This window comes from Georgenia sunbinii, from assembly GCF_036421875.1.
GTDB classification, from domain to species: domain Bacteria; phylum Actinomycetota; class Actinomycetes; order Actinomycetales; family Actinomycetaceae; genus Georgenia_B; species Georgenia_B sunbinii.
This window is the reverse complement of sequence record NZ_JAZGOL010000002.1, coordinates 364,322-390,610: the sequence shown is the minus strand read 5'-3', so window position 1 is coordinate 390,610 and position 26,289 is coordinate 364,322. Positions and strand designations below refer to the sequence as shown.

The window sequence follows — 26,289 nt, the reverse complement described above, 5'->3', positions numbered from 1 at the left end:
CGGACCGGGGCCCCTTTTCTCTGCCGTCGTCAGGACGGGCGGCGCCGCGTCAGCCGCACCGTCCAGTCGGTGGGCCCCTCCTGGCGGTAGGCGACCTCGATGGTGCCCCCCTCGCGCTCCTCGATCTGCGCGAGCAGCGGCAGCGGGTTGTGCGGTGCCACGAGGTCGAGCGAGAAGCCCGGGGCGATCGCGCCGAGGGCACCGAACACCGTCGCGTGGCGGATCGCGTGCGGGATCTGCCGCACGTCGAGCTCGGGCACCCCGTGGTCGTGCTCGCCACAGGCGCAGCCGCCGGCGCTCGCGGGCTCGGGACCGCGCTGGATCTCGACGTCGTTGATGGCCATGGTCGTTCCTCTCGTCCGGGTGTCAGCCCAGCATAACCAAGGAACTATCCGTGTTTATACGGTCGGGCTTAGTCGAGCAGCGAGTGGCGAACGATGGTCGCGGCGCGGTCCGGACCCACGCCGATCGAGGAGATCCGGGTGCCGGAGAGCTCCTCGACCCGCTCCACGTAGCGCTGCGCAGCGGGCGGCAGCTCACTGAACTCACGGCACTCGCTGATGTCCTCCGACCAGCCCTCGAGCTCCTCGTAGACCGGCACGGCGTGGTGGAAGTCGCTCTGGTCGAGCGGCATCTCCGCCATCCGCCGGCCGTCGACGTCGTAGGCGACGCAGACCGGGATGGTCGGCAGCCCGCTGAGGACGTCGAGCTTGGTCAGCACGAAGTCGGTGAGCCCGTTGACCCGGCTGGCGTACCTGGCCACGACGGCGTCGTACCACCCGCAGCGGCGCGGCCGCCCGGTGGTGGTGCCGTACTCCCCGCCGACCGAGCGCAGCCGCTCGCCGTCGTCGTCGTGCAGCTCGGTCGGGAACGGTCCCTCGCCGACGCGGGTGGTGTAGGCCTTGACGACGCCGACCACCCGGTCGATCCGGGTCGGCCCGATGCCGGAGCCGGTCGAGGCGCCACCGGCGATCGCCGAGGACGAGGTGACGAACGGGTAGGTGCCGTGGTCGACGTCGAGCATGGTCGCCTGACCGGCCTCGAAGACGACGGTGCGACCGGCGTCCAGCGCCTGGTTGAGGACCAGCGAGGTGTCGGCCACCATCGGGCGGAGCCGCTCGGTGAAGCGCAGCAGCTCCTCGACGGTCTCGTCGACCCCGACCGCACGGCGGTTGTAGATCTTCACGAGCAGCTGGTTCTTCTGGACGAGGGCACCCTCGACCTTCTGCCGCAGGATGGCCTCGTCGAACAGGTCCTGGACCCGGATCCCGACGCGCGACATCTTGTCCGCGTACGTCGGGCCGATCCCACGGCCGGTGGTGCCGATCTTGCGCTTGCCGAGGAACCGCTCGCCGACCTTGTCGAGCGTGCGGTTGTACGGGGCAATGACGTGGGCACCGGCGGAGACGAGCAGCTTGGAGGTGTCGACCCCGCGCGCCTCGAGCCCGTCGATCTCCTCGAAGAGCACCTCGAGGTCGACGACCACGCCGTTGCCGATCACCGGCGTGCACCCAGGGGACAGGATCCCCGACGGCAGCAGGTGGAGCGCGTACTTCTCGTCCCCCACGACCACGGTGTGCCCGGCGTTGTTCCCGCCGTTGAACTTCACCACGTAGTCGACCTGGGAGCTGAGCTGGTCGGTGGCCTTGCCCTTGCCCTCATCGCCCCACTGAGCGCCGACGACGACGACCGCTGGCATCTTCGATCCCTTCGCTGATCCTGGGCCGGTCGGCCCCCGCGCAAGAGTATCCGAGCGACCAGGTCATCGCCCCGGCGTCCCGTCCCACGGTCTGCGCGTGCGCCGCCGCGGCAGCCGCCCTAGGGTCGGGGGACGAGAGCCGCGCCAGGCGGCCGACGGGCGGAGGAAGCAGGGATGATCGAGATCGCGGCGTCGTCGGCGACGACCACCGTGACGGTCACCGGCGATCTCGACCTCGCCGAGCGTGCCCAGTTCCCGGAGGTCACCTCCAGGGTCAGCGGGCTGCGCCGGCAGCTGCTCGTGATCGACATGTGCGGCGTCACGTTCATGGACTCCACCGGCGCGGCGTTCCTCATCTCGCTCGCCGATGCCGCGAACCGGCGAGGCGGGGCCGCCGTGCTGCGCGGCTGCCACGACCGCGACCTGTTCGTCCTCGAGATCTGCGGCGCGCTCGACTCGTTCCGGATCGACGCCGACCACCGCTGCGAGCCAGCCGCGTCCTGACCGGCGGACGACCGGCGGCCCGGCGCCGCCGGCCTGGCTAGGCCTCCGCGGCCCGGCTCTCCCAGGGCTTGTGCGCGCCGACCCGCGCCCACACCACCTTGCCGGTGGCGGTGGGGCGCCAGCCCCAGTCGGCCAGCCGCGCGATGATGTGCAGGCCGAACCCGCCGACCCGACCGACCCGGCCGTCCCGCTGCACCGGCGGCGCCGGGTTGGCGTCCTCGACCTCGATCCGCAGGCCGTCACCGGTGTCCTGCAGGCGCAGGTCCACCCGGCCCCAGCCGTGCATGACGGCGTTGGAGACCAGCTCGGAGACCACTAGCTCCACGGCCGCGGTGTCCTCGAGGCCCCACGCCGCGCAGGTGCGGAGCACGAGCTTGCGCGCCCGGCCGATGGTCTGCGGGTCCGCCGGCATCTGCCAGCGGCGCTGCCGCGGACCGGTCCACGCTCGCGCCAGGTCGCCCAGGACGTCGGGGATCCGGACGACGACGACGGCGATGTCGTCCTCGGGCGCGTCTGCCAGCCGGAGCAGCACCTCCTCCCCCACGCCGGCGGCGTCCGGGGCGACGATGTCGGCCGCCACCTCCGCCAGCCGCTGGACGCCGTCGCGCATGGTGCGGTCGCGGCGCTCGACGAGCCCGTCGGTGTAGAACAGCAGCACGTCCCCCGGCTCGACGACGGTCCGCGCGGTGTGCCGGGGGCGTTCCCCGAAGCCGACGAGCATGCCGCCGGCACCGTCGAGCTGGCGCACCTGTCCCGCGCGCACCAGCATCGGCGGCAGGTGGCCGGCCCTGGTGTAGGCCACCTCCCAGCCGCCGTCGTCCCCCGGGCTGAGCACCGCGTAGACGAAGGACGCGGGTCGGGCGATCCGCATCCCGGCAACCAGCCGGTCGACCCGGCCGAGCACGGTGCCCGGGTCGATGAACTCCGCGGCGTAGGCGCGGACCACCGACCGGAGCTGGCCCATGGACGCCGCAGCCTCGACGTCGTGCCCGACGACGTCGCCGACCACCACGGCCACCTGGCCGTCCCCGACGTTGAGCACGTCGTACCAGTCGCCGCCCACCTGGGCGTGCTCGGAGTTGGGCGCGTAGTAGCTCCACACGTCGAGGCCCTCGACCGCGCCCTGCTCGGGCAGCATGGCGTGCTGGAGCGTCTCGGCGAGCCGGTGCTCGCGCTCGTAGAGCTGGATGTTGTCCATCGCCATGCCGACCCGGCGAGCCACCAGCTCGAGCAGCACCCGCAGCTCGGGCGCGGTCAGCGCCGGGGTCGCGTCCGCGCCTGCCTGCGACGCCCCGCGGGCCGAGCGGTCGACCGGCACGACGGCGAGCAGGCCGAGCACCGACTCCCGGCCGAGCACCGGCACCAGCCACAGCTCCTCCCAGTCGCCGGGGAACGACGCGTCGAGCGCGACGGCACCGAGCAGCTCCTCGGTCCGTGTGCCGCTGAGCACGGCCTCACGGTCGAGCACCACGGTGCGCATCCGGGTCTCGGCGAGCAGCGCGCTCACCGGGTCGTCCTCCCCGGGGTCGCGCGCCGTCCGCCGCTCGCCGGAGCCACCCGACGCTCCGCCGAGCTCGACGATCTGCTGGAGCGGCCCGCCGTCGGCGTAGAACGCGGCCCAGCCGACCGCCCGGCGCACGAGCAGCTGGGCGATGTCGGCCAGGGTCCGCACCGACTCGGCGTCAGCGAGGATGTCGGAGACTTTCGCCACCAGGCTCAGCGCGCGTCGGGCCCGCTCTTCGACGGCGGAGCGCTCCTCGGCGAGCACCGCGGAGGCGAGCTCGTGGCTGGCGTCGCGGATCGTCGTCAACCAGCGCCGCCGGCCGCCGCCGCCCGGGCCGAGCGGTGCGTAGGAGACGGTGGCCCGGAAGGTGGAGCCGTCCCGACGCCGGACGGCGCGCACGTGCGAGAACGCCTGCTCGCGGCGGAACGCCGCCACCAGCGCGGCACGATCGGTGCCCACCGCGTCCGCCAGCACGTCGGCCGGCATCTCACGGAGAGCGGCGGCGTCATACCCGGTGGTGGCGACGAGCGCACGACCGGCCCACACCACCTCCCACGGCTCGTCCGGGGCGTCGATGTCGATGTCGAGCACGACAACCGGGTCCGGCAGCGCATCGAGCACGTGAGCCACGGCAGGGTCGACGACGGTGGGGGGATCCCCCGGTCCGGGTCTCGGACTCACCATCTGCGGCTCCGATCACATAACGTTCCCTAGGATGCCTGCTAGCGTTCCGCGGTGCACGCCTGGACCACAGACCACGAAGGAGCAGCAGTGGTAGAAGACCAGTCCCGCAGCGGACAGAGCGAGCCAGGTTCGGCGTACCTCATGGCGGCCCCCGGCCGCACCCGGTTGGTCCTCTCCGGGGAGATCGACGTGGCGCTGAGCGCCGAGCTCACCGAGGCCATCACCGAGGCCGAGCGGTCGACCGACCCCATCGAGGTCGACGCCCGTCATGTGACGTTCATGGACTCCTCCGGCGTGGCACTGCTCGCACGCCTCGCGCACCGCTCGCCCCACCGGCTCACCATCATCAAACCGCCGGACGTCGTGCGGTTCCTGCTGGAGATCACCCGGCTGGGCGACCTCATCACCATCGTCGACGAGGACCCCGGCTTCCCGGGGGCCGAGCGGGTCGCGGGCGACATCGCCTGACCCTGGAGACACACGCGGCGGGCGCCGCCCGAGGGTGACGCCCGCCGCCGTCAGCGGAGCACGAGGCTCGTCAGGCCATCTTGGTGCCGGCCGAGCGCAGCTGCTGGCAGGCCTCGACGACGCGAGCCGCCATGCCGGCCTCGGCAGCCTTGCCCCAGGCGCGGGGGTCGTAGGCCTTCTTGTTACCGATGTCGCCGTCGACCTTGAGCACGCCGTCGTAGTTCTTGAACATGTGCTCGACGACGGGGCGGGTGAACGCGTACTGGGTGTCGGTGTCGACGTTCATCTTGATGACGCCGTTGTCGACCGCGGTCGCGATCTCCTCGGCAGAGGAGCCGGAGCCACCGTGGAAGACGAGGTCGAACGGCGAGTCCTTGCCGAGCTCCTTGCCGACGGCCGCCTGGATCTCCCCGAGCAGCTCCGGACGCAGCCGCACGGCGCCGGGCTTGTAGATCCCGTGGACGTTACCGAAGGTGAGCGCGGTGAGGTAGCGGCCCTTCTCGCCGGCTCCGAGCGCGCGGACCGTGGCGAGGCCGTCCTCCACCGTGGTGTAGAGCTTCTCGTTGATCTCGGCCTCGTGGCCGTCCTCCTCGCCGCCGACGACGCCGACCTCGATCTCGAGGATCGTGCGGGCCTTCTGCGAGAGCTCGAGCAGCTCCTCGGCGATGATGAGGTTCTCGTCCAGCGGCACGGTGGAGCCGTCGAACATGTGGGACTGGAAGGTCGGGTTCTTGCCGGCGGCGACCTCCTCGGCCGCGTACGCGAGCAGCGGCTTGACCCAGGAGTCGAGGTTCTCCTTGACGCAGTGGTCGGTGTGCAGCGCGATGGTGACGCCGTAGTTCTTGGCGACCGCGTGGGCGTAGCCGGCCAGCGCGAGCGTGCCTGTCACGCGGTCCTTGATGGTGGACCCGGAGGCGTACTCACCGCCGCCGACCGAGACCTGGATGATGCCGTCACTCTCCGCCTCGGCGAAGCCGCGGATGGCGGCGGTCACCGTCTGTGAGGAGGAGATGTTGATGGCCGGGTAGGCGAACTTGCCCGCCTTGGCCCGGTCAAGCATCTCGTTGTAAGACTCCGGTGTTGCAATGGCCACGGTGGCCTCCGCTCTGCTAGACGACTCGTCCTGAACGGAGCCGATTGTCTCACGAGCCAGGCGCCACCCGCGGGGCCGTCCACCGCTCATCGACCAGCGATGCGTGCTGGACGATCCAGCTGTGCATCGCGACCGCGGCGGCGGCGCCGACGTTGAGCGAACGCGTCGAGCCGTACTGGCTGATGTGGAGTATCTCGTCACACGCGGCCCGTGCCGGCTCGGACAGCCCGCCGGACTCCTGACCGAACAGCATGACCGCGGCGGCGGGCAGCGCCCGGTGCTCGATCGGCACCGACCCCGGGACGTTGTCGATGCCGACGAGCGGCAGGTCCCGCGCCCGAGCCCACTCGACCAGCCCGTCGACGGTGGGGTGGTGCAGCAGGTGCTGGTAGCGGTCGGTCACCATCGCACCGCGACGGTTCCACCGGCGCCGGCCCACGATGTGCACGCTGCCGACCGCGAACGCGTTGGCGGTGCGGACCACCGAGCCGATGTTGAAGTCGTGACCGAGGTTCTCCACCGCCACGTGGAGCGGGTGACGCCGGGAGTCGAGGTCCGCGACGATCGCCGCCATCCGCCAGTACCGGTAGCGGTCGACGACGTTGCGGCGGTCCCCCTCCGCCAGCAGCTGCGGGTCGTAACGGTCATCGGTCGGCCACTGGGCGGGCCCATCGGGCCACGGTCCGACGCCGACCTCGTCCGGTTCGGTCACCGGCTCTGCCGGCTCCGGCACTGGCAGCTCAGGCACCGGCTCCGGCGGCTGGGTCACCGGCGCCGTCAGGCGTCGCGGCGCGGGTCGTAGCCGCCGCGCTGGCCGCCGAAGGACGGGCCGCCCTCGGTCTCTGGGAGCGCGGCGGGCGCGTCGGGGCGGGTGAAGCTGACGTTCGGGGCGGCGCGCACGACCGGGTCGTTGGCCTCGAAGTACTCCGCCCGGCGGAAGGAGAAGATCCCGGCGATGACGTTGGGCGGGAAGGTCTCGACCTTGGTGTTGAGCTCGCGCACGTTGGCGTTGTAGAAGCGCCGGCCCGCCGCGATCCGGTCCTCGGTGTTGGTCAGCTCGGCCTGCAGCTGGGAGAAGTTCTCCGAGGCCCGCAGCTGGGGGTAGTTCTCCGCCACCGCGAACAGCCGTGACAGCGCCGAGCTCAGCGCGTTCTCGTTCTGCGCCCGCGACTCCGGCCCGGAGCCGCCACCGACCGCGGCGGCGCGAGCCTCGGTGACCTGCTCGAACACCTCGCGCTCGTGCGTGGCGTAGCCCTTGACGGTCTCGACGAGGTTGGGCACCAGTGCGTGACGTCGCTGCAGCTCGACGTCGATCTGCCGCCACGCCTCCTGGACGAGGTTCCGTAGCCGGATGAGCCCGTTGTAGGTGACGATCGCCCAGACGAGGACGAGAAGGAGCAGCAGGCCAACGACGACAAGTGCGATGAGCCAGGTGTTCACGTACGGCAGCCTCTCGGGGAGCGGTCCAGCGGTCTGGCCGATTCAACCACACCCGTCGCGGTGACCGACGGGTCCGGCAGCGACCGAACGCGCCCGGTCATCACGCGCACCATCGACCGCGGCGCGAGGCGCAGCAGGGCGGCTCCGGCGGCGTACCGGAGGCTGGGGGTGCAGAGCACGTCGCCGCGGCGCACGGCCCTCAGCGCGGCGGCCGCGACCCCGGTGGCATCGAGCCACACCCAGTCCGGCCACACCTCTGAGCGCATCCGTGCCCGGGCATGGAACTCGGTCCGCACCAGGCCCGGGCACAGTGCAGTCGCGGTCACCCCGGTGCCGCGCAGCTCGGTGGCGAGGCCCTCGGTGAAGACCCGGACCCAGGCCTTGTGCGCGGCGTAGCTGCCCATCGTGGTGAGTGCCGCGACGGAAGACACATTGAGCACCGCTCCCCGGCCGCGGGCCACCATGGCGCCGGTGGCCGCGTGGCTGAGCACCATGACGGCGCGGACCATGACGGCCAGCGCGTCCTCCTCGGCAGCCAGCTCGCCGCCCACGAAGCGCTGGCCGAGGCCGAAGCCGGCGTTGTTGACGAGCAGCCCGACCGGCCGCCGCGGGTCGGTGAGCCGGTCGGCAATCCGGGCGACGTCGTCGGGCACGGAGAGGTCCGCCGCAAGGACCTCGACGTGGACGGCGGCGACCGCGCGCAGCTGGGCGGCGACGGTCGCCAGCCGCGTCTGGTCACGCGCGACGAGCACGAGGTCGTGGTGGTCGGCGGCGAGCTGCCAGGCGAGCTCGAGACCCAGCCCCGCCGTCGCCCCGGTGATGAGAGCCGTGCCGCGTCGAGCCATGGATCTCACCCTAGAGGTGCGTCCCGGTCCCCACTGCCGCGCGGCTCGCTCGCCGTCGGTCGCCCCGCGTGGCTACGTGGGTGGTTGTGGCTGCTGGGCGGCCAGGACCACACACCTACGCGACGCCGGGCGGGCCGGACCGGGCCGGGCGCTCGCCGGGCCGCACGGCCGATAGCCTCGGCTCATGCGCCTGGCCACCTGGAACGTCAACTCCATCCGCACGCGGGTGGACCGCGTCATCGACTTTCTCCGCCGCTCGGGCACGGACGTGCTCGCGATGCAGGAGACCAAGTGCCGGGACGAGCAGTTCCCGCTGCTGGCGTTCCACGAGGCCGGCTACGAGGTCGCCTGCCACGGCCTGAGCCAGTGGAACGGGGTCGCGGTGGCGTCCCGGGTAGGGCTGTCGGACATCACGCCGGGCTTCGACGGCATGCCTACGTGGGGCGAGCCGGCCGCAACGGAAGCACGCGCGCTCGGGGTCACGGCCGGCGGGGTCCGGGTGTGGAGCCTCTACGTGCCTAACGGCCGGGAGCTGGCCCACCCTCACTACCAGTACAAGCTCGACTGGCTGGCGGCGCTGCGCAGCGCGGCCGACGGCTGGCTCACCGCGGACCCAGGCGCCGCCGTCGCGCTGGTCGGCGACTGGAACATCGCCCCGCTCGACTCCGACGTGTGGGACATCGCCGCGTTCGCCGGCGCCACCCATGTCTCCCCGGCTGAGCGGCAGGCGTTCGCTGCCCTCGCCGACGCGGGCTTCCACGAGGTCACCCGCCAGCACGTCCCGGACGCCTACACCTACTGGGACTACCAGCGGCTGCGCTTCCCCAGGAACGAGGGGATGCGCATCGACTTCACGCTGGCCTCGCCGGCGCTGGCCGGGCGGGTCACCTCGGCGCACATCGCCCGCGACGAGCGCAAGGGCACGCGCCCGAGCGACCACGTGCCCGTCGTCGTCGACCTCACCTGAGCTCCGGCGCTCGCTCGGGGCCGGTCCGGTGCGAGGTCACCTGCGTTCGCGATCGAGCGGGCAGCTCAGCCCAGCCCGAGGTCTGCCACGCCCAGGGCCGAGAGGTAACGGACGCCCTCCGCCTCGAGTCGCTCACGGGCCCCGGTGTCGCGGTCGACGACGACGGCGGCCCCGAGGACCACCGCGCCGGCCTCCCGCAGCGCCTCGATGGCGGTGAGCAGGCTGCCGCCGGTGGTGGAGGTGTCCTCGACGGCGACGACGCGGCGGCCGGCGACGTCCGGGCCCTCGACGCGCCGCTGGAGGCCGTGCGCCTTGGCCTCCTTGCGGACGACGAAGGCGTCGATCGCCAGGCCCCGCGAGGCGGCGGCGTGCAGCACGGCGGTGGCAACCGGGTCGGCGCCCATCGTCAGGCCGCCGACGGCGTCGATCTCGCCGGTGCCCAGGCCCGCCTCCTCGAGGAGGTCGAGCATGACGTGGCCGACGAGCGGGGCCGCGGCGTGGTGCAGAGTCACCCGGCGCATGTCGACGTAGTGGTCGGAGACCCGGCCACTGGCCAGCGTCACCTCGCCGTGGATGACGGCGAGGTCACGGACGTGGTCAGCGAGCCGGTTGCGCAGGGAGTCGTTGGGGGAGGTCACGGCGCCACAGTACCGGCGGTCGGTCCCGCCGGCGGTGGCGTGTCCGCCTGGTCGTCGGCGGCCGTCACCCAGCCGGGGTCGACCGGGACGTCGAAGGCGTGGGCTTCCCAGGTCTGCCACCAGCTCGCCGCACCGGCGGGGGTCCGGCCGATCGGGACGCGCTGCAGCAGGTCGCGCAGCTCGAGCTTGCGGTCGGCGATCTCGTCCACCTGGTCGGGACCGTGCTCGTCGTGCTCCGGCCCCTCCGGACCGAAGGCCAGCTCCTCGGCGCGCCAGATCTCGCGCCGCAGCTCGATGATGTCCCGCGTGATGGCCTGCTCCTCGGCGCTCGCTCCCTGGTGCACCTCGGCGGCGCGCAGGTAGCCGTAGTCGATCGAGATGGCGACGAGGCCTGGCGCCACCGTCAAGGTGTCATGGACGTCGAACTCCGGCTCGATGACGACGGCGCCGGCCTCTCGCGCCCGCATGACCTCGTCGCGCTGGACCTCGTCGGTCATGATCGTCGTCGTGGTCCGCAGGACGATCGCGAGCATGTCCTTGTCGTCGAAAGACTCCTCGCGCGGCACCCCGCTCGACGGTCCTGCGACGACGGCGTAGCAGGTGTGGACCCCGAGGTGCTTCATCGCGACCTCCGTCGGCAACGACTCCCGCACCCCGCCGTCGACGTAGTTCTCGGCGCCCAGGCGCACGGGCGGGAACACCATCGGGATCGCGCACGACGCCCGCACCGCCTCCACCAGCTCCACGGTGGCATCGACCTCCACCGGGCGGTTCTCCCGATCGACGAAGCTGCCGTCCTGCGTGACGTACCGCAGCTCGCCGCTCTCGAGGGCGACGACGGCGATGCGCAGCGTGACGCCGGAGGCCGGCACGGCCGCGGGGTCGAAGATGTCCGGCTCGACCAGGCGGTCGACGAACGGGCCGGGCCGGAACATCGACCGTTCCCGCTGGGCGCCCTCGACGATCTCCTCGATGTCCGAGCTCGCCCGGCCCATCGTGCGCAGGATCTCGATGGACTCCAGCACCTTCACCGGCCAAGCGTCCTCACGCTCCTCCTCCGTACGGGCGGGGCGGGCGCCGGTACGAGCCGTGCGCGCGTCGGTGCGGGTAGGCGGCGCCGTGGGGAGGGCGACGTCCGACGGCGCCTCGGCGGCGAGCGGAGCGGTGCCGGCGTCCGTCGGGTCGGCGGCGTCGGGCCCGCCCGGCTCCGCGGCGCGCCCGCTCGTCGACGGGCGGTCGGACTCACCGTTGCGGCCGGCGTCCACCGCCCGGTCGACCGCGGCCGTGATCCCGTGGCGCAGGTCGGCCACCCGCCGGAAGGAGCGGCCGAGCGGACCGGGCCGCCGGGGCCGCCGCGGCCCACGGTCGAGCGCCTGCATCCACACCGGCCCGCGCTCGCGCAGCCGGGTGAACCAGGGCAGCTCGGTGAACATGTCGGAGGACGAGCGCATCTCGCGAAAGAGCGTGTCGAGCCGGTCGAGGAGCGCGCGCTGACCGTCGTGGTCGGCGGACTGGGCGAGCACCGCCGCGATGATGGACCCGGCGGACGTGCCGGTGATGACCGACGGCGCGATCCCCACCTCACCGTAGAGGTAGTGCAGCGCACCTATCTGGAAGCTCGAGCGCGCACCCCCGCCGCTGAGGACGAGGCCGACCACAGGTTCGTCTGGAGCCGTGTCTAGGGGCATGTCAGCAGGCTACCGACGGCCAGGCCGCGGCGGTCAGGCGAGCTCGGTGAGGATCGCGTCGCCCAGGCCCGGCCACAGCTCCGCCGCCCACGGCCCGAACGCCTCGGCACCGAGGAACGCGGCGGCGAGGTCGGCGGCGGGGTCGACCCACAGGAAGCTGCCGGACTGACCGAAGTGACCGAAGGTCGCCGGGCTGTTGCCGGACCCGGTCCAGTGCGGTGACTTCGAGCCGCGGATCTCGAAGCCCAGGCCCCAGTCGTTGGGGTCCTGCCGGCCGAACCCGGGCAGCACGCCGGTGAGGCCGGGGAATGCGACCGTCGTCGCCGCGCGGTGGAGGTCGGCGGAGATGAGCGTGGGGCGCAGCAGCTCCCGGCCGAACGCGGCGAGGTCCTCGGCGTGGCCGGTGGCGCCGTGCGCGGGCGAGCCGTCGAGCACCACGCTGCTGAGGCCGAGCGGCACCAGCACGGTGTCCTCGAGCCATTCCTCGAACGGCGTGCCGGTGGCGTCGGCGACGTGGTCGGCGAGCAGCTCGATGCCACGGTTGCTGTAGATCCGGCGCCGCTCGGGGGGACCGAGCGTCTTGTCGGAGTCCATCGCCACCCCCGAGGCGTGGGCGAGCAGGTGCCGGACGGTGGCGCCGTCGGGGCCGGCGGCGGCGTCGAGGTCGACGAGGTGACGCTCGACGGCGACGAGCGCGGCGGTCGCGCTCAGCAGCTTGGTCACCGAGGCCCACCGAAAGGTCTGCTGGACCTCACCGTGCCGCCACCGGACCTCGTCCGGTCCGGTGACGACCACCGCGTGGGGGAACTGGGGGAACGGGAACTCACGAAGCGCTGTCACCGCTCCAGCATGCCACCCGCTCCCGAGCCGGGGCCGTCCGGCCGCCCGCGACCGCCGCTCCCGGCCCGGGCCGCGGAGGACGTCAGCCCGCCGCGCTGGGCACAGCGGGCCCGGTGACGGTGAGCACCAGGCCGTCGTCACCGCGGCCGACGGTCACGCTCGACCCGTCGGTGACCTCACCGGCGAGCATGAGCCGCGCGAGCTGGTCGCCGATCTCGCGCTGCACGAGCCGGCGCAGCGGCCGCGCGCCGTAGGACGGGTCGTACCCCTCGAAGGCAAGCCAGTCGGCGGCCTCGGAGGTGACCTCGAGCCGGATCCGGCGCCCCGCCAGCCGGGCGCTGAGCCGCTCGATCTGCAGCGACACGATGGAGCCGAGCTGCTCGAGGCTGAGTACGTCGAAGATGACGACGTCGTCCAGCCGGTTGAGGAACTCCGGCTTGAACGCGGACCGAACCGCGGCCATCACGGCCTCGCGCTTGGCGTGGTCGTCCAGCAGCTGGTCGACGAGGAACTGCGAGCCGAGGTTCGAGGTCAGCACGAGGATGACGTTGCGGAAGTCCACCGTGCGGCCCTGGCCGTCGGTGAGCCGGCCGTCGTCGAGCACCTGGAGCAGGATGTCGAAGACCTCCGGGTGCGCCTTCTCCACCTCGTCAAGCAGCACGACCGAGTACGGCCGGCGGCGCACCGCCTCGGTGAGCTGGCCGCCCTCCTCGTAGCCGACGTAGCCGGGGGGCGCACCGACCAGCCGGGAGACCGAGTGCTTCTCGGAGTACTCGCTCATGTCGATGCGCACGATCGAGCGCTCGTCGTCGAACAGGAAGTCGGCGAGGGACTTGGCCAGCTCGGTCTTCCCGACGCCGGTGGGGCCGAGGAAGAGGAAGGAACCGGTGGGCCGGTCGGGGTCGGCGATACCGGCCCGCGAGCGCCGGACGGCGTCGGAGACCGACCGCACCGCCTGCTCCTGGCCGATCAGCCGCTGGCCGATGACGTCCTCCATCCGCAGCAGCTTGTCGGTCTCGCCCTCGAGCAGCCGACCGGTGGGGATGCCGGTCCACGCGGCGACCACCTCGGCGACCTCGTCGGCAGAGACCCGGTCGGCGATCATCGGCGGCTCTGTCGGCGCGGTCTGCTCCGCCGCCTCCGCCGCGCGGATATCCCGCTCGACGGCGGGGATCTCGCCGTACATCAGGCGCGAGGCGGCCTCGAGGTCCCCCTCGCGCTGTGCGCGCTCGGCCTCGGTGCGCAGCGCGTCGAGCCGGGACTTGAGGTCACCGACCCGGTTGTGGCCGGCCTTCTCGGCCTCCCAGCGGCCGGTGAGGGCGGCGAGCTCCTCGCTGCGGTCGGCGATCTCGGCGCGCAGCGTCTCGAGCCGGTCGGCCGCGGCGGCGTCGTCACCCTCGTCCTGCCTGGAGTCGGCGAGGTAGGCCTCCTCCATCTTCAGCCGGTCGACGGCGCGGCGGAGCACGTCGATCTCCTCCGGCGAGGAGTCGAGCTCCATCCGCAGCCGGGAGGCGGCCTCGTCGACGAGGTCGATGGCCTTGTCGGGCAGCTGGCGGCCGCTGATGTAGCGGTCGGAGAGGGTCGCGGCGGCGACGAGCGCGCCGTCGGAGATGGTCACCTGGTGGTGCGCCTCGTACTTCGGCGCGATGCCGCGCAGGATCGCCACGGTGTCCTCGACGGTGGGCTCGCCGACAAAGACCTGCTGGAACCGGCGCTCGAGGGCAGGGTCCTTCTCGATGTGCTCGCGGAACTCGTCCAGCGTGGTGGCGCCGACCATCCGCAGCTCGCCGCGGGCGAGCATCGGCTTGAGCATGTTGCCGGCGTCCATCGAGCCCTCGGCGGCACCCGCGCCGACGACGGTGTGCAGCTCGTCGATGAAGGTGACGACCTCGCCGGCGGAGTCCTTGATCTCGTCGAGGACGGCCTTGAGCCGCTCCTCGAACTCGCCGCGGTACTTCGCGCCGGCGACCATCGAGGCGAGGTCGAGGGCGATGAGGCGCTTGTCGCGCAGCGAGTCGGGCACGTCGCCGTCGACGATGCGCTGGGCGAGGCCCTCGACGACGGCGGTCTTGCCGACGCCGGGCTCCCCGATGAGCACCGGGTTGTTCTTGGTGCGGCGCGACAGCACCTGCACCACCCGCCGGATCTCGGCGTCACGGCCGATGATCGGGTCCAGCTTGCCGTCACGGGCGGCCGCGGTGAGGTCCTGGCCGTACTTCTCCAGGGCCTGGAAGGTGCCCTCGGGATCGGCGCTGGTGACCTTGCCGGAGCCGCGGACGCTCGGCAGCGCGGCGAGGAGGGCCTCCCGGTCAGCGCCGGCGTTACGCAGGATCTCGCCAGACGTACCCTCGCTGCGAGCGATGGCGATGAGCAGGTGCTCGGTGGAGACGTACTCGTCACCCAGGGCACGGGCCTCCTCGCCGGCCTGGGTGATGACTGTCATCATCGACCGCGACGTCGCGGGATGGGCGACCGACGAGCCGGAGGCACCTGGCAGGGCGGCCACCGCGGCCTCGGCCCGGCGGGTGATCGCGGCCCGGTCCGCGCCGACGGCATCGACCAGCGCCGCCGCGACACCGCCCTGCTGGCCGAGCAGGCTGACGAGCACGTGCACGGGCTCCAGCTGCGGGTTGCCGGCGGCCGAGGCCGCCTGGATCGCAGCGGCGATGGCCTCCTGCGACTTGGTCGTCAACTTGTCCATCAAGACCTCCGATTGATGCTGGTCGGGCTACCGGTCGGTACAACCGGGACAAAGTTGAGCCTATTCCACTCAACCCCGCCCGGCGCGCCGTGGCCCGATCGCTGCGGCGCCGTCCGGGCGCCTCACGAGCCGAAGGGCACGAGGCCGAAGCGCCCCCACGCCACGAAGGCGAACAGCGACAGGTAGACGAGGTCGCCGACCATGAAGCCCCACTCGTTACGGCGGAACCGGGTGGTGGCCGCGCCGGCCATCACCAGCATCAACCCGGAGGCGGCCAGCGGGACCAGCACAGGTGCGACACCGACGGCAGCGGGCAGCAGGAGGCCCACCGCGCCCACGATCTTGATGCTTCCAATGGCCTTGATGTGACCGGCGCTGAAGTCGTCGACCCAGTGCTGGCTGCGGCCCAGCGCGCGGTACTTCTCCTTGGGCAGCAGCAGCTGACCGGCGCCACCGATCAGGTAGGCGACGGCCAGGAAGCCGGCCACGATCCACAGTGCGGTGTCCATATATGCTCCTTCGTGTTACCTCAGCCCTCACGGGCACGTCATACCCATGACGGATCTCGGCCCCGGAAGGTAACCGCACATGACTCCCGACGTTGTCCCCACCGAGGCGTTCGAGCGCGAGCGCGAGCGCCTCGTCGCGATGGCCCACCGGATGCTCGGCTCGCGGGCCGACGGCGAGGACGCGGTGCAGGAGGCCTGGCTGCGCCTGTCGCGGTCGGACGCCGGCGCCATCGACAACCTCGCCGGCTGGCTGACCACCGTCGTCGGGCGGGTGTGTCTCGACGTGCTCCGCTCGCGCCAGGCCAGGCCGGAGGCGCCGTACGACGCCCGGTTCCCAGAGCTCGTCGTCACCGAGGACGACGACGAGACACCCGAGGAGAGTGCGGTCCTGGCGGACTCGGTCGCGCTGGCGCTGCTGGTGGTCCTGGAGACCCTCCGCCCCGACGAACGCCTGGCGTTCGTGCTGCACGACGTCTTCGGGGTCTCCTTCGCCGAGATCGGCCAGATCCTCGGCAGGTCCACCGACGCCAGCAAGATGCTCGCCAGCCGCGCCCGCCGGAAGGTCCGTGACTCGCCCCGGACCACCGCCGAGCGCCAGGAGCAGCGTGACGTCGTCGACGCCTTCATCGCGGCTGCCCGCGACGGGAACTTCGACCGGCTCCTCGAGGTGCTCGACCCCGAGGTCACCTGGCGCTCCTACACGCCGCGCGGCACCATCGTGCACCTCGGCGCCACCGAGGTCGTGGCGGCGGCGCAGCGTGGTCGCCACGCGTCGGTCGTCGCGCGGCGGGTGCTGGTCAACGGCGAGCCGGGCATCTTGTCCTGGGGGCGGGGCGGCAAGCCGCTCAGCGTGATGGCCTGCACCGTGGCTGGCGGACGGATCGTGGACGTCGTGGCGCTGGTGGATCCGGTCCGGCTGGCAGCGATGGACCTACCGGCGCCCCCGCCCGAGCGCTAGGCGGTGGCCGCCGGGAGCAGCGGCCAGGGGTCGGCGGCCTCGAGCTGGGCGGCGAGGGCGAGGAGCATCTCCTCCTGCCCCAGCCGGGTGGCGCCGAGCTGGACGCCGACCGGCAGCGTGACGCCGTCGACCTCCGCGCGGTGCAGCGGCACCGAGATGGCTGCCGCACCGATCATGTTCCACGGGCTCGTCCACGGGGTGAAGGCCTTCTGCGCCTCGAAGTCCCCCGCCGGGTCGCCGTCGTCGCGCATCGCACCGATGAATGGCGAGGGTGTCGCCAGCGTGGGGGTGAGGACGACGTCGAGCCCGTCCCACACCTGGGCTGCGGCTCGTGCGAGGCGCTGGGCGGTGGCGACGGCGTTCGCGTAGTCGACCGCGGAGTAGCCGCGGCCCTGGTCGCGCATCCAGCGGGTCAGCGGCACGAGGAGAGGCTCGACGTCCGGCTCGATCGGCGCGGACAGCGCGCCGACCGCCCAGGTCGGGCGGAACGCCTCCCACTCCTCCGCGGTGAACGGCACCGTCGTCACCGTCACGTGGTGCCCGAGCGACTCCAGGAGCCGGCCGGCCCGCTCGACGGCGGCCAGCGAGCTCGCGTGGACCGGGGCGTCGACGACGTTGATCGGCTTGGTGAGGATCCCGATCCGCAGCGGCTGCGGGGCCCGGTCGCAGGCGTCGAGGAAGGTCGTCCGCGGCCGGGGCAGCAGGTAGTGGTCACCCGGCCACGGCCGCGACAGCACGTCGAGGAACGCCGCGGTGTCCCGCACCGTCCGACTGACGACGCCGTCCGTGGAGCCGCCCGCGCCGTCGACGCCGTACGGCCCCTTGGAGATCCGGCCGCGCGACGGCTTGAGCCCGACGAGGCCGCAGGCGCTCGCCGGGATCCGGATGGAGCCACCGCCGTCGTTGCCGTGCGCCACCGGGACGATCCCCGCAGCCACCGCGGCAGCCGCGCCTCCGCTGGAGCCGCCGGCGCTGCGACGCGGGTCCCACGGGCTGCGGGCAGGCGCGGCGACGTCCGGCTCGGTGTACGGCGGCAGCCCGAACTCCGGGGTCGTCGTCTTGCCGACCATGAGGGTGCCGGCCTCGGCGAGCGTCGTGGCGATGCCGTCGTCCGCCGGCGCGACGAACCCGCGCAGGGTGGCGCTGCCGGCCTCGAAGGGCAGCCCGCCGACCATGACGAGGTCCTTGATCGGGACCGGCACGCCGAGGAACGGCGGGAGCTCACCGCCGTCGGCCAACCGCTCGGTCGCGCGGTCCGCCTGGGCGCGAGCGTGGTCCTCGGCGACGTGGACGAAAGCCCCGACGTCGGGACCGAGCCGCCGGGCGCGCTCGAGGGTGTGGTCGAGCACCTCGGTCGGGGAGACCTCCCGGCGGCGTACCGCGGCAGCAAGGTCAAGGGCACTGAGCTCGTGGATGTCCGTCATCTCTCGAGGCTATCCAGCCCAGCGCCCCGCGGCCGCTCCGTCTCCCGTTGCGCGCCTCGCCCGGCGGGCGCACCCTCCTACGTACGTGCCGAAACCAGCGGCACCGACAGGAAGGACGTACCCATGGGTATCGGTGACAAGGCCAAGGAAGCCCTCGGCGGCGAGAAGGGCGAGCAGCACAGCGACGACGCGCTCGACCGCGCCTCGGGCCTCGCGGACGACAAGACCGGCGGCAAGCACGCCGACAAGGTCGAGAAGGGGCGCGACGCCGCCGACAAGAAGATCGGCAACGAGTGACCCGATCCGGTCGGGGTACGGCAAGGCCGGGTGCCTCGGACGTCTCACGACGCCCGAGGCACCCGGCCTGACTACCGCCTGGCTGCGGGCTGCGCTCAGCCCACCTCGGGCGCCAGCGCGCCGCGTCGTCGAGCAGCCACCACTACCACCCCGCCGATGAGCAGCAGGATCACCGCGGACAGGACGCCGGCCACCACCGGCGCACCGGTGGCGGTGAGCTCGTCGGCCGCTGCCCCAGCGGCGCCCCCGGTGGGCTCGCCGCCCGGTCCGCTGGTCGAGTCGCCGGCGTCGCCGCCGGCCGGGTCGCCAGTGGGCTCATCGATCGGGTCGTCGCCCGGCTCGCCGCTCGGCTCCTCCGTGGGCTCATCTATCGGGTCGTCGCCCGGCTCACCGCTCGGCTCCTCGGTCGGCTCCTCCGTGGGCTCCTCCGTGGGCTCCTCCGTGGGCTCCTCCGTGGGCTCCTCCGTGGGCTCCTCCGTCGGTTCCTCGGTCGGCTCCTCCTCCACCGACGCGTACTGCGGCAGCGCGACCTCGATCTCGTGGGCGGTGCTGTCCGCGCTCACCGCCAGCTCGACGGTCGCCACGTAGGTCGCCGGGGCCAGCGCCTCGTGCGAGTCCGAGACGTCGCCAGCGTCGGTGACGACACCATCGATGATCACCTGGTCCAGCGCGGTGACCTCGCCGGTGCGGGCGTCCAGCTCGACGACGGTGGCCGTCTCCGGCGGCGCCGCGGCCTCGTTCGCGCCGTCGTCGACCAGCGTCGCCAGGGTGCGGGCGGCGAGCTCGACCGGCTCGTCGGCCAGCACCGCACCGTTGCCGGCGTCCCAGCGGTAGGACATCGGCCAGACCACCGGGGTCGCCTCCATCCGCGGGTTCGCCGCGGTGCCCTCGTTCTGGTCCACGACGCCCTCGAGCTGGACGCTCTCACCGGTCTCGAGCGTGTCCGGGCCGAGGATCCGCAGGTCGTCGACGTGCGGCCGGACCTCGATGCTCAGCCACTGGTCGTCCGCCTCGGGCCAATAGCCCTGCGCCGGGTCGATGCCGAGCATCGACCAGCCGGTGAAGCCGCCGCGGTCCCGGGTCGAGCTGGGTCCCTTGCCGGCGTTGCCGTTGGTCAGGTGCACGACGCCGTCCTGGGTGCGCACGTCGAAGGCGCCCACGCCGGCGTTGACGACGGCCGCGGAGACTCCCTCGGCACGCAGCTCGGACATCCACCGCTCGATCATCCGGGCCTCCTGGCCGTCGGTGAGCTGGGAGGGCGCACCGGGCCGGAAGTCGCGGGTGGGGTGGTGGAAGAACGCGAGGAAGCCGGTGATCTCGGGGTCCTCGATGGCGTTGTCGATCTCCTCACGGAGCATCCGGAGCTGGGCGAAGTCGCTGCCGAGCCGGCCGGTGGCCGAGTTCAGCGTGACGACCCGGGTGCCGTCCAGCGTGCTCGCCGTCGTCGTCGGGCCGAACTCGTCGACGAAGTTCTCGATCGGGCCGCCCATGATCTCGTGGTTGCCGGGGACGTAGATCCACGGCAGCGCGTCCTCGTCCGGGATCTCTTCGTCGAGGATTCGCCGGGCGAGGTCGAAGTCCTCGGGGGTGGCCTCGTCGGTGAAGTCGCCGTTGATGACCAGCAGGTCCGCGCCCTGCTCCTGGACCTCCTGGATGGTCCGGCGGGCAGCCAGGGCGGCCGCCGAGTCGGGGTTGCGGGCGACGAACTGGGCGTCGGAGATCACCGCGATGCGCAGCGGGGCGTCGTCGACGTCACCGAGCCGGGACGACGACGGGTCGTGCCACACCTGCTGCTGCGGGATGTCGACGTCCTGCGGGACGTTGGCGTGCAGCCCGGCGACGATGATCTCGCCCTGGTACTGCGCGGCCGCCTTGGTCTCCATGAAGCGGATCCGCTCGAGCGTCAGCGGGTAGGTCGTACCGGTGGGCACCGTGAAGGTGACCTCCTGCCACCCCGGGGTGTCGAGGTTCGGCCCGTCGATGTTCCCGCGGACGCCGTCGCCGTTGGTGTACTGGATGCGGGGCCACACGCCGGTGCCGTCACCGTGGACGAGCGCGGTCAGTGACAGCGGCTGGCCCTCGACGCGGATCGGCTGCGGGGCGATCGCGTACGAGCCGCGGGTCCCGGTCTGCAGCGAGAAGTCGTGGGTGAGCTTGATGGCGTCCTGGCCGTCGGGCCCCTCGGCGGGCTCGATCCGGCCCGAGGCGCGGTCCTGGGCGTAGGTCCAGTCCGCGGCGTCGGCGAAGTCGGCGACGACGACGGTCTCGGTGCCGACGATGAGTGCGATGTCCACGGTGTGCCCGTCGACCTCGAAGGTGGCGGTCGCGGAGCCGAAGCCCGACTCCGGGACGACGCCGAACGTCGCGGCGGCAGCAGGCTCGACCGTGAAGCCGTCCCCGACGGTCACCGTGACGTCCGCGGTGTCGATCGGCGCGGCGTAGCCGTGGCGGTCGAAGCCGGTGATGACCACCGAACCGCTGCTCTCCTCGTCCGCGAGGGTGACGGCGGCCGTCGACGCCTGGATGCGGACCAGCTCGTCGAGCACCTGGACGTCGGTCTCGCCGCTGGCCACCGAGTCGTCGCTGGTCGCGGCGGAGGCGTTCACCGTGGTGCGACCCGGCGCCACGCCGGCGAGGACGCCGTCGTCGGTCACCGTGGCGACGTCGGGCGCGGTCGACACCCAGTCCTCGGCCGGGGTGACGACGGCACGCTTGTGCTCGTCGTAGCCGAGCGCCTCCAGGTTGCGCTGCAGGCCGGGGAAGACGCGGTCGGCGTTGGGCAGCCGGCTGGCCGGCCGGACGTTGTAGGCCTCGACGATCCCTGAGCTCTCGCCGACGACGACGCCGAGCCCGTTCGCGTCACGCCGCTCGACGCCGTCGGACGGGTTGTTGACCACCGAGGACTGCTCCTCGCCCGGGGTGGTGGCGTTCATCTGGGTGGAGCCGCCGCCGTCGAGGTTCATCGCGTGGTGGGCACCGAGCTGGTGCAGGAAACCGCCGAGCTCGTCGAGCGACATGCCGCGGGAGATCGAGCTGCGTCCCTCGATGACGACGAGGATCAGGCGCCCGCCGTCGGCGTCGAGGCCGACGGCCGTCCGGGGGTGGACCGTCGTGTCGCTGTGGGTCTGGACGACGCCGTCGCGCACGAGGTGGGCGCCGCCGCCGATGGCGACGATCGCCTGGTCGGCGTCGGAGCGGACGCTGTAGCTGGTCTGCAGCCGGTCGCCCACCTCGAGGGCGGCGAGCAGGTCGGCGTGCTCGCCGGCCGGGGCGACGACGACGCGCGCGTCCGCGGGGATCTCCCCGCCGCCGACGGGCTGCGCGGTCTGCGTTACCCGGGAGTCCGGTCCGACCCACACCTCGACGGCGTTGTCCCGGTTGCCCAGGCCGTTGACCCGGGCGTGGTCGCCCCAGCGCTCGGTGTACACGGCCACGCCACCGGCGAAGGTGGAGGCGTTGAGGCCGGTCAGTGGGATGTCCCAGCCGCGGTCCGGGGCGACCGCCCGGCCGTCGAGGAACACCTCGGTCAGGTGCCCGATCCCCCGCGGGTCGATGACCAGCGCGTTGTTGCGGCCGGGGTTCGGGGAGGTGATGACGCCCTCTTCGGCGTCGACCCCGACGCCGAGCGCGGAGCCGGAGTTATTGATATCGAAGAAGTCGCCGTTGACGCCGGCGACCGCGCCGGCCTCCTCGACCATCTCGGAGATGGTCGCGTTCCCGGCCGCCTTGCCGGAGTCCATGTAGTCCAGCGAGATCGCCGGGTTCGTCAGGTCGACGTCGAGGATCGCACCGCGCTGCCAGCCGGCGTCCTCCATCCGGACGAACTCGGTGAGCACCGTGCCGGGCCCGATCTCGGTCTCGGTGCGCTCGGTGACCATTGCGGCACCGTCGTCGCTGAGGTCGAGGTACCCCGGGACGTCGGCGGCCTGCGGTGGGGCGGCGGTTTCGATGTCGGGCGCGACGAGGGCGGCCGCCGGGGCGGTGAGCCCGACGGCGAGCGCGCCGGTGACGAGGCAGGACAGCAGTCCTGCGGTGATCGCGCGGCGACGAGGCCTGGCGGATTCGGACACGGAAGGAGGCCTTTCAGCGGAGGGGTGGGCTGCACCCGCCAGCACATCGCGGCGAGGTGGCCGAACGGTGACCACCGGGCGTCTCGGTGGTGACGGCCGGATGAATACCGGGCGCCCGACGCACACGTGATGGGATGGCGCCATGACCACTCCCCCGACCGACCCCCACGCCTGGCTCGAAGACGTCGAGGGCGATGACGCGCTCGGCTGGGTCCGCGGCCACAACGAGCGGGCCACCGCTGCCCTCGGCACCGAGCGCTTCGACGCGCTGCAGGCGCAGATCCTCGAGGTGCTCGACTCCACGGACAAGATCCCGGCGGTCGCCCAGCGCGGCGAGTTCCTCTACAACTTCTGGACCGACGCGGAGCACGAGCGTGGCCTGTGGCGCCGCACCACGTGGGACTCCTACCGCAGCGACGAGCCGGAGTGGGAGGTGCTGCTCGACATCGACGCGCTGGCCGCCGACGAAGGCGTCAACTGGGTGTGGCACGGCGCGCAGGTGCTGCGGCCGGCGTACGAGAAGGCGCTGGTCGCGCTGTCCCGGGGCGGCTCGGACGCCGATGTCACCCGCGAGTTCGACCTCGTGACCAAGACCTTCGTCGCCGACGGGTTCACCCGCGAGGAGGCCAAGGGCGCCCTGCGCTGGGCGGACTCCACCGGTGACGTCGTGTTCGCCTACACCGATGTCGGTGAGGGCTCGATGACGGCGTCCGGCTACCCGCGCACCGTCCGCCGCTGGGAGCGGGGCACCGCGCTGGCCGATGCGCCGGAGGTCTTCGCCGGCGAGACGACCGACATGTCGATCGGTGCCGCGCACGACTTCACCACCGGCTTCGAACGGGACATCGTGTGGCGGGCGCGCGCCTTCTACGACGCCGACATGTACCTGCTCGACGGCGGTGAGCTCACCCGGATCGACGTGCCGCGCTCCGCGGAGCCAGACGTCCACCGGGAGTGGCTGACCGTCGAGCTGCGCGAGGACTGGGAGGTCGGTGGCCGCAGCTATCCCGGCGGCTCCCTGCTCGCGATGCGCCTCGACGACTTCCTCGCCGGCGACCGCGGCTTCGAGTCGCTCTACACGCCGACCGCGTCGACGGCGCTGGTCGGGGCGTTATGGACGCGTCACCACCTCGTCGTCACCGTCCTCGACGACGTCACCAACCGGCTCGAGGTACTCACCCCGCCGACCGGCGACGCGCCCTGGCGCCGCCGCCCGCTCGACCTCGCGGCCGCGGCCACCGACTGGCAGGCGCCACCGTTGGCCACCATCGCTGTCAGGGCCGTCGACGCCGACGCGTCCGACGGGCTGTGGCTGACGGTCACCGGGTTCCTCACCCCGACGACGCTCGCCCGGCTGGAGCTGGACGACGACGGCGCCGTCGTCGGCCTGGAGCCGCTGAAGTCGATGCCGGCCTACTTCGACACCGACGGCATCCACGTGGAGCAGCACTTCGCGACGTCCGACGACGGCACCCGGGTGCCGTACTTCCAGGTCTCCCCGGTGCCCGCCGCCGACGACGCCGAGGTCCGCCCGCTGCCGACGCTGCTGTCCGGCTACGGCGGCTTCGAGATCCCACGGCTGCCGGGGTACTCCGCCGCCGTGGGCCGCGCGTGGCTCGAGCGCGGCGGGGCGTACGTCGTGGCCAACATCCGCGGCGGCGGCGAGTACGGGCCGCGCTGGCACCAGGCGGCGCTCAAGGAGAAGCGCCACCGCGCCTACGAGGACTTCGCCGCCGTCGCCCGCGACCTCGTTGCCCGCGGCGTCACCGACACCGCGCACCTCGGCGCGCAGGGCGGCTCCAACGGCGGGCTGCTCATGGGCAACATGATCACCGGCTACCCCGAGCTGTTCGGCGCCATCGTGTGCCAGGTGCCGCTGCTGGACATGAAGCGCTACAGCCAGCTGCTGGCGGGGGCGTCGTGGATGGCCGAGTACGGCGACCCGGACGTGCCCGAGGAGTGGGAGTACATCCGCACCTTCTCGCCGTACCATCGCTTCGACGCCGCGGCACCGGCGCCCCCGGTGCTGTTCACGACCTCGACCCGCGACGACCGCGTCCACCCTGGGCATGCGCGCAAGATGATGGCGCTGATGGCCGGAGCCGACAAGGACGTGACCTACTTCGAGAACATCGAGGGCGGCCACGGCGGCGCGGCGACCAACGCGCAGCAGGCGTTCATGAACGCGCTGGCCTACGAGTTCCTCTGGCAGCGGCTCGGCTGAGAACGGGACCCGGGATCATCCTTGTCAGGATGAATTCTTCCTTCTAATCTGAGGTGATGGCCCTCAACATCAAGGACGCGGACACGGATCGGCTCGCCCGGGAACTGGCGGCGGCCACCGGTGAGAGCATCACGGTCTCCACCCGCCGCGCCATCGAGGAGCGCCTCGCGAAAGTGCGGGCGCAGACGCGGGCAGCGAGCGCCGGGCACGACCTCCACGCCATCGTCGAGCGAGGCAGACGTCGGGCGATCCTCGATGATCGTCATCCCGATGACATCCTCGGATACGACGAGGACGGGCTTCCGTGACTGTCGTCCTGGACACATCGGCGCTGTCGGCGGTGATTTTCGGTGAGACCGATGCCGAATCACTGCTCGCGGCGATGCAGCGGCATGCCGGCGGTCTGACCATCAGTGCAGCGACTGCAGTAGAGGCTGGGATCGTCATCGAGGCCAAGCAGGGTCCGGAGGCGACCGCGGACCTGCACGCGCTCCTTGATGCCCTTCAGGTCTCGACCACGGCGGTCGACGGGGAGCAGATAGCGGTCGCTGTCGCTGCGTGGCGCCGGTTCGGCAAGGGTCGTCACCCGGCCGCTCTCAACTTCGGAGACTGTTTTTCATACGCCCTGGCGCGGACCCTCGGCGCCAGCCTGCTCTTCAAGGGCCGCGACTTCGCGCAGACGGACATTCTCAGCGCGGCGTAAGCCGGCGCCCCACCGGCGCCCCACCGGCGCCCCACCGGCGCCCCACCGGCAACGGGTAGCTTTCGTCAGACCATTGCTGACGAAAGCTACCCGTTGATCCAGCCGGCGGCTCAGTACTGACCGGTGCGGATGCGCTTGTTGACGCGCACGAGCCAGATGATGCCGATGATCAGCAGGACCAGGCCGAGGAAGCCGACGGCGAGGCCGATGAGACCCACGATGCCGCCGCTGAGCAGGGCGCCGAAGTCGATCGGCGGCGAGACGATCATCGTTTGCGAGGAGCCCTCCGGCAGGTCGCAGTCGATCGTGTAGGTACCGTTCGACGTCGTCTGGAACGTCACGCCTGGGATCGGGACGTCCTCGGCCCCGAGCGCGTCGATGGTCTGCGACACCTCGAGGGCACTGGCGCCAGGGTCGGTGACGTCGCACGACACGCTGCCGGCCGTGATGCTGGAGTCGTTGAACAGCACGAGTCGCTCGACGTCTGCCGGCAGGTCCACCGTGCCGCCGTTCGTCACCTCGACGCCGTCGGTGGCCATCTCGCCGACGGTGTCACCCGCCTGGGCCACCGCCATGACGATGCCGACGATCGGCGCCCCGATCATCAGCAGCGCCCCGACGACGACGGCGACGATCGCCCCGGTCCGCTTGGGCGGGGGCCCGGACGCCGGGCCGACGCCGTACTGCTGGCCGTAGCCGGCCTGGCCGTACTGGCCGGGCTGCTGGCCGTAGCCCGGCTGCTGGCCGTACTGGCCCTGCTGCCCGTAACCCGGCTGCTGGCCGTACTGGCCCTGCTGTCCGTAACCCGGCTGCTGGCCGTACTGGCCCTGCTGTCCGTAATCCGATGGCTGCCCATAGACGGGCGGCTGCTGCCCGTAACCCGGCTGCTGGCCGTAGGCGGGCGGCTGCCCCGGCTGCTGGCCGTGGTCGCCGGGCGTCGGGTTCTGCCCCTCGGGGAGTCGTCGGCCGTACTGTGGTGCGCCGTCGTCGTTGGTCATCGGGCCCTGCCCCTCATGGTCGCCGACCACTGGAT

Annotated in this window: 23 protein-coding genes; 8 read left to right on the top strand and 15 right to left on the bottom strand. The window is 72.4% G+C overall.

The annotated features are described in order from the left end of the window. Positions 1–29 precede the first annotated feature (29 nt). Together V2J52_RS06160 and V2J52_RS06155 are read right to left on the bottom strand one after the other, a co-directional pair. On the bottom strand, positions 30–344 hold the full coding sequence (locus V2J52_RS06160) for a DUF2249 domain-containing protein (protein WP_331226802.1): 315 nt from the start codon (positions 342–344) through the stop codon (positions 30–32). Between the two features lie 68 nt (positions 345–412). Continuing rightward, entirely contained in the window at positions 413–1,699 is a 1,287-nt protein-coding gene (locus V2J52_RS06155; RefSeq protein ID WP_331226801.1) for an adenylosuccinate synthase, read from the bottom strand. A gap of 174 nt (positions 1,700–1,873) precedes the next feature. On the opposite strand from V2J52_RS06155, the gene V2J52_RS06150 reads away from it, so the two are divergent. Further along, positions 1,874–2,203 carry an STAS domain-containing protein gene (locus V2J52_RS06150; RefSeq protein ID WP_331226800.1) on the top strand — a complete coding sequence of 110 codons (330 nt, stop codon included), beginning with the start codon at positions 1,874–1,876 and terminating at the stop codon, positions 2,201–2,203. Positions 2,204–2,240: 37 nt separating this feature from the next. Here the strand turns inward: V2J52_RS06150 and V2J52_RS06145 are convergent, their stop codons facing one another. Next, positions 2,241–4,391 carry an ATP-binding SpoIIE family protein phosphatase gene (locus V2J52_RS06145; RefSeq protein ID WP_434056381.1) on the bottom strand — a complete coding sequence of 717 codons (2,151 nt, stop codon included), beginning with the start codon at positions 4,389–4,391 and terminating at the stop codon, positions 2,241–2,243. 87 nt (positions 4,392–4,478) lie between these two features. On the opposite strand from V2J52_RS06145, the gene V2J52_RS06140 reads away from it, so the two are divergent. Continuing rightward, positions 4,479–4,859: an STAS domain-containing protein gene (locus V2J52_RS06140; RefSeq protein ID WP_331226798.1), complete on the top strand. Its 381-nt coding sequence runs from the start codon at positions 4,479–4,481 to the stop codon at positions 4,857–4,859. 70 nt (positions 4,860–4,929) lie between these two features. Here V2J52_RS06140 and fbaA read toward each other — a convergent pair whose 3' ends face one another. Genes fbaA through V2J52_RS06120 form a run of 4 tightly spaced genes read right to left on the bottom strand, consistent with a single transcriptional unit; the run spans position 4,930 to position 8,237 of the window. Then, the gene (gene fbaA / locus V2J52_RS06135) at positions 4,930–5,952 is read right to left on the bottom strand and encodes a class II fructose-bisphosphate aldolase (RefSeq protein ID WP_331226797.1); all 1,023 of its coding nucleotides are present in this window, start codon (positions 5,950–5,952) and stop codon (positions 4,930–4,932) included. A 49-nt stretch (positions 5,953–6,001) separates the two neighbouring features. Beyond that, on the bottom strand, positions 6,002–6,700 hold the full coding sequence (locus tag V2J52_RS06130; RefSeq protein WP_331227120.1) for a TrmH family RNA methyltransferase: 699 nt from the start codon (positions 6,698–6,700) through the stop codon (positions 6,002–6,004). Between the two features lie 29 nt (positions 6,701–6,729). Beyond that, entirely contained in the window at positions 6,730–7,392 is a 663-nt protein-coding gene (locus tag V2J52_RS06125) for a LemA family protein (RefSeq protein ID WP_331226796.1), read from the bottom strand. Next, positions 7,389–8,237 carry an SDR family NAD(P)-dependent oxidoreductase gene (locus V2J52_RS06120; RefSeq protein ID WP_331226795.1) on the bottom strand — a complete coding sequence of 283 codons (849 nt, stop codon included), beginning with the start codon at positions 8,235–8,237 and terminating at the stop codon, positions 7,389–7,391. Before V2J52_RS06120 ends, V2J52_RS06125 begins: the two co-directional genes overlap by 4 nt. A gap of 184 nt (positions 8,238–8,421) precedes the next feature. Between V2J52_RS06120 and V2J52_RS06115 the strand changes: the two genes are divergently transcribed. Then, positions 8,422–9,204 (top strand): exodeoxyribonuclease III, encoded by a 783-nt coding sequence (locus tag V2J52_RS06115; protein WP_331226794.1) that lies wholly within the window; start codon positions 8,422–8,424, stop codon positions 9,202–9,204. Between the two features lie 65 nt (positions 9,205–9,269). On the opposite strand, the gene pyrE is transcribed toward V2J52_RS06115, so the two are convergent. From pyrE to V2J52_RS06090, 5 genes are all read right to left on the bottom strand, one after another. Beyond that, on the bottom strand, positions 9,270–9,842 hold the full coding sequence (gene pyrE, locus V2J52_RS06110) for an orotate phosphoribosyltransferase (RefSeq protein WP_331226793.1): 573 nt from the start codon (positions 9,840–9,842) through the stop codon (positions 9,270–9,272). Next, positions 9,839–11,530, bottom strand: a complete 1,692-nt coding sequence (locus V2J52_RS06105) for a patatin-like phospholipase family protein (RefSeq protein WP_331226792.1) — start codon at positions 11,528–11,530, stop codon at positions 9,839–9,841. The genes pyrE and V2J52_RS06105 overlap by 4 nt, the downstream gene beginning before the upstream one ends. A gap of 33 nt (positions 11,531–11,563) precedes the next feature. After that, positions 11,564–12,370 (bottom strand): serine hydrolase domain-containing protein, encoded by an 807-nt coding sequence (locus tag V2J52_RS06100; protein ID WP_331226791.1) that lies wholly within the window; start codon positions 12,368–12,370, stop codon positions 11,564–11,566. Positions 12,371–12,452: 82 nt separating this feature from the next. Next, positions 12,453–15,071 carry an ATP-dependent chaperone ClpB gene (gene clpB / locus V2J52_RS06095; protein WP_331226790.1) on the bottom strand — a complete coding sequence of 873 codons (2,619 nt, stop codon included), beginning with the start codon at positions 15,069–15,071 and terminating at the stop codon, positions 12,453–12,455. 122 nt (positions 15,072–15,193) lie between these two features. Further along, positions 15,194–15,580, bottom strand: a complete 387-nt coding sequence (locus tag V2J52_RS06090) for a DoxX family protein (protein WP_331226789.1) — start codon at positions 15,578–15,580, stop codon at positions 15,194–15,196. Positions 15,581–15,659: 79 nt separating this feature from the next. Here V2J52_RS06090 and V2J52_RS06085 point away from each other — a divergent pair, with 79 nt between their 5' ends. Beyond that, positions 15,660–16,538 (top strand): sigma-70 family RNA polymerase sigma factor, encoded by an 879-nt coding sequence (locus tag V2J52_RS06085; protein WP_331226788.1) that lies wholly within the window; start codon positions 15,660–15,662, stop codon positions 16,536–16,538. Here the strand turns inward: V2J52_RS06085 and V2J52_RS06080 are convergent. Continuing rightward, positions 16,535–17,962, bottom strand: coding sequence for an amidase (locus tag V2J52_RS06080; protein WP_331226787.1), 1,428 nt, complete (start codon positions 17,960–17,962; stop codon positions 16,535–16,537). The two genes, V2J52_RS06085 and V2J52_RS06080, sit on opposite strands and share 4 nt — an antisense overlap. Before the next feature lie 123 nt (positions 17,963–18,085). Here V2J52_RS06080 and V2J52_RS06075 point away from each other — a divergent pair, with 123 nt between their 5' ends. Continuing rightward, on the top strand, positions 18,086–18,259 hold the full coding sequence (locus tag V2J52_RS06075; protein WP_331226786.1) for an antitoxin: 174 nt from the start codon (positions 18,086–18,088) through the stop codon (positions 18,257–18,259). Positions 18,260–18,354: 95 nt separating this feature from the next. Here V2J52_RS06075 and V2J52_RS06070 read toward each other — a convergent pair whose 3' ends face one another. Further along, positions 18,355–22,329, bottom strand: a complete 3,975-nt coding sequence (locus V2J52_RS06070; protein WP_331226785.1) for a phosphodiester glycosidase family protein — start codon at positions 22,327–22,329, stop codon at positions 18,355–18,357. Positions 22,330–22,471: 142 nt separating this feature from the next. Between V2J52_RS06070 and V2J52_RS06065 the strand changes: the two genes are divergently transcribed. From V2J52_RS06065 to V2J52_RS06055, 3 genes are read left to right on the top strand one after another with little or no spacing between them, the layout of a single operon-like run. Further along, complete coding sequence (locus V2J52_RS06065) at positions 22,472–24,553, top strand: prolyl oligopeptidase family serine peptidase (RefSeq protein ID WP_331226784.1); 2,082 nt, start codon at positions 22,472–22,474, stop codon at positions 24,551–24,553. A 56-nt stretch (positions 24,554–24,609) separates the two neighbouring features. Continuing rightward, a complete protein-coding gene (locus tag V2J52_RS06060; protein WP_331226783.1) occupies positions 24,610–24,861 on the top strand; it encodes a type II toxin-antitoxin system VapB family antitoxin in 252 nt (83 codons plus the stop codon). After that, complete coding sequence (locus V2J52_RS06055; protein ID WP_331226782.1) at positions 24,858–25,256, top strand: type II toxin-antitoxin system VapC family toxin; 399 nt, start codon at positions 24,858–24,860, stop codon at positions 25,254–25,256. Before V2J52_RS06060 ends, V2J52_RS06055 begins: the two co-directional genes overlap by 4 nt. Before the next feature lie 110 nt (positions 25,257–25,366). Here the strand turns inward: V2J52_RS06055 and V2J52_RS06050 are convergent, their stop codons facing one another. Further along, on the bottom strand, positions 25,367–26,254 hold the full coding sequence (locus V2J52_RS06050; protein WP_331226781.1) for a hypothetical protein: 888 nt from the start codon (positions 26,252–26,254) through the stop codon (positions 25,367–25,369). Positions 26,255–26,289 lie beyond the last annotated feature (35 nt).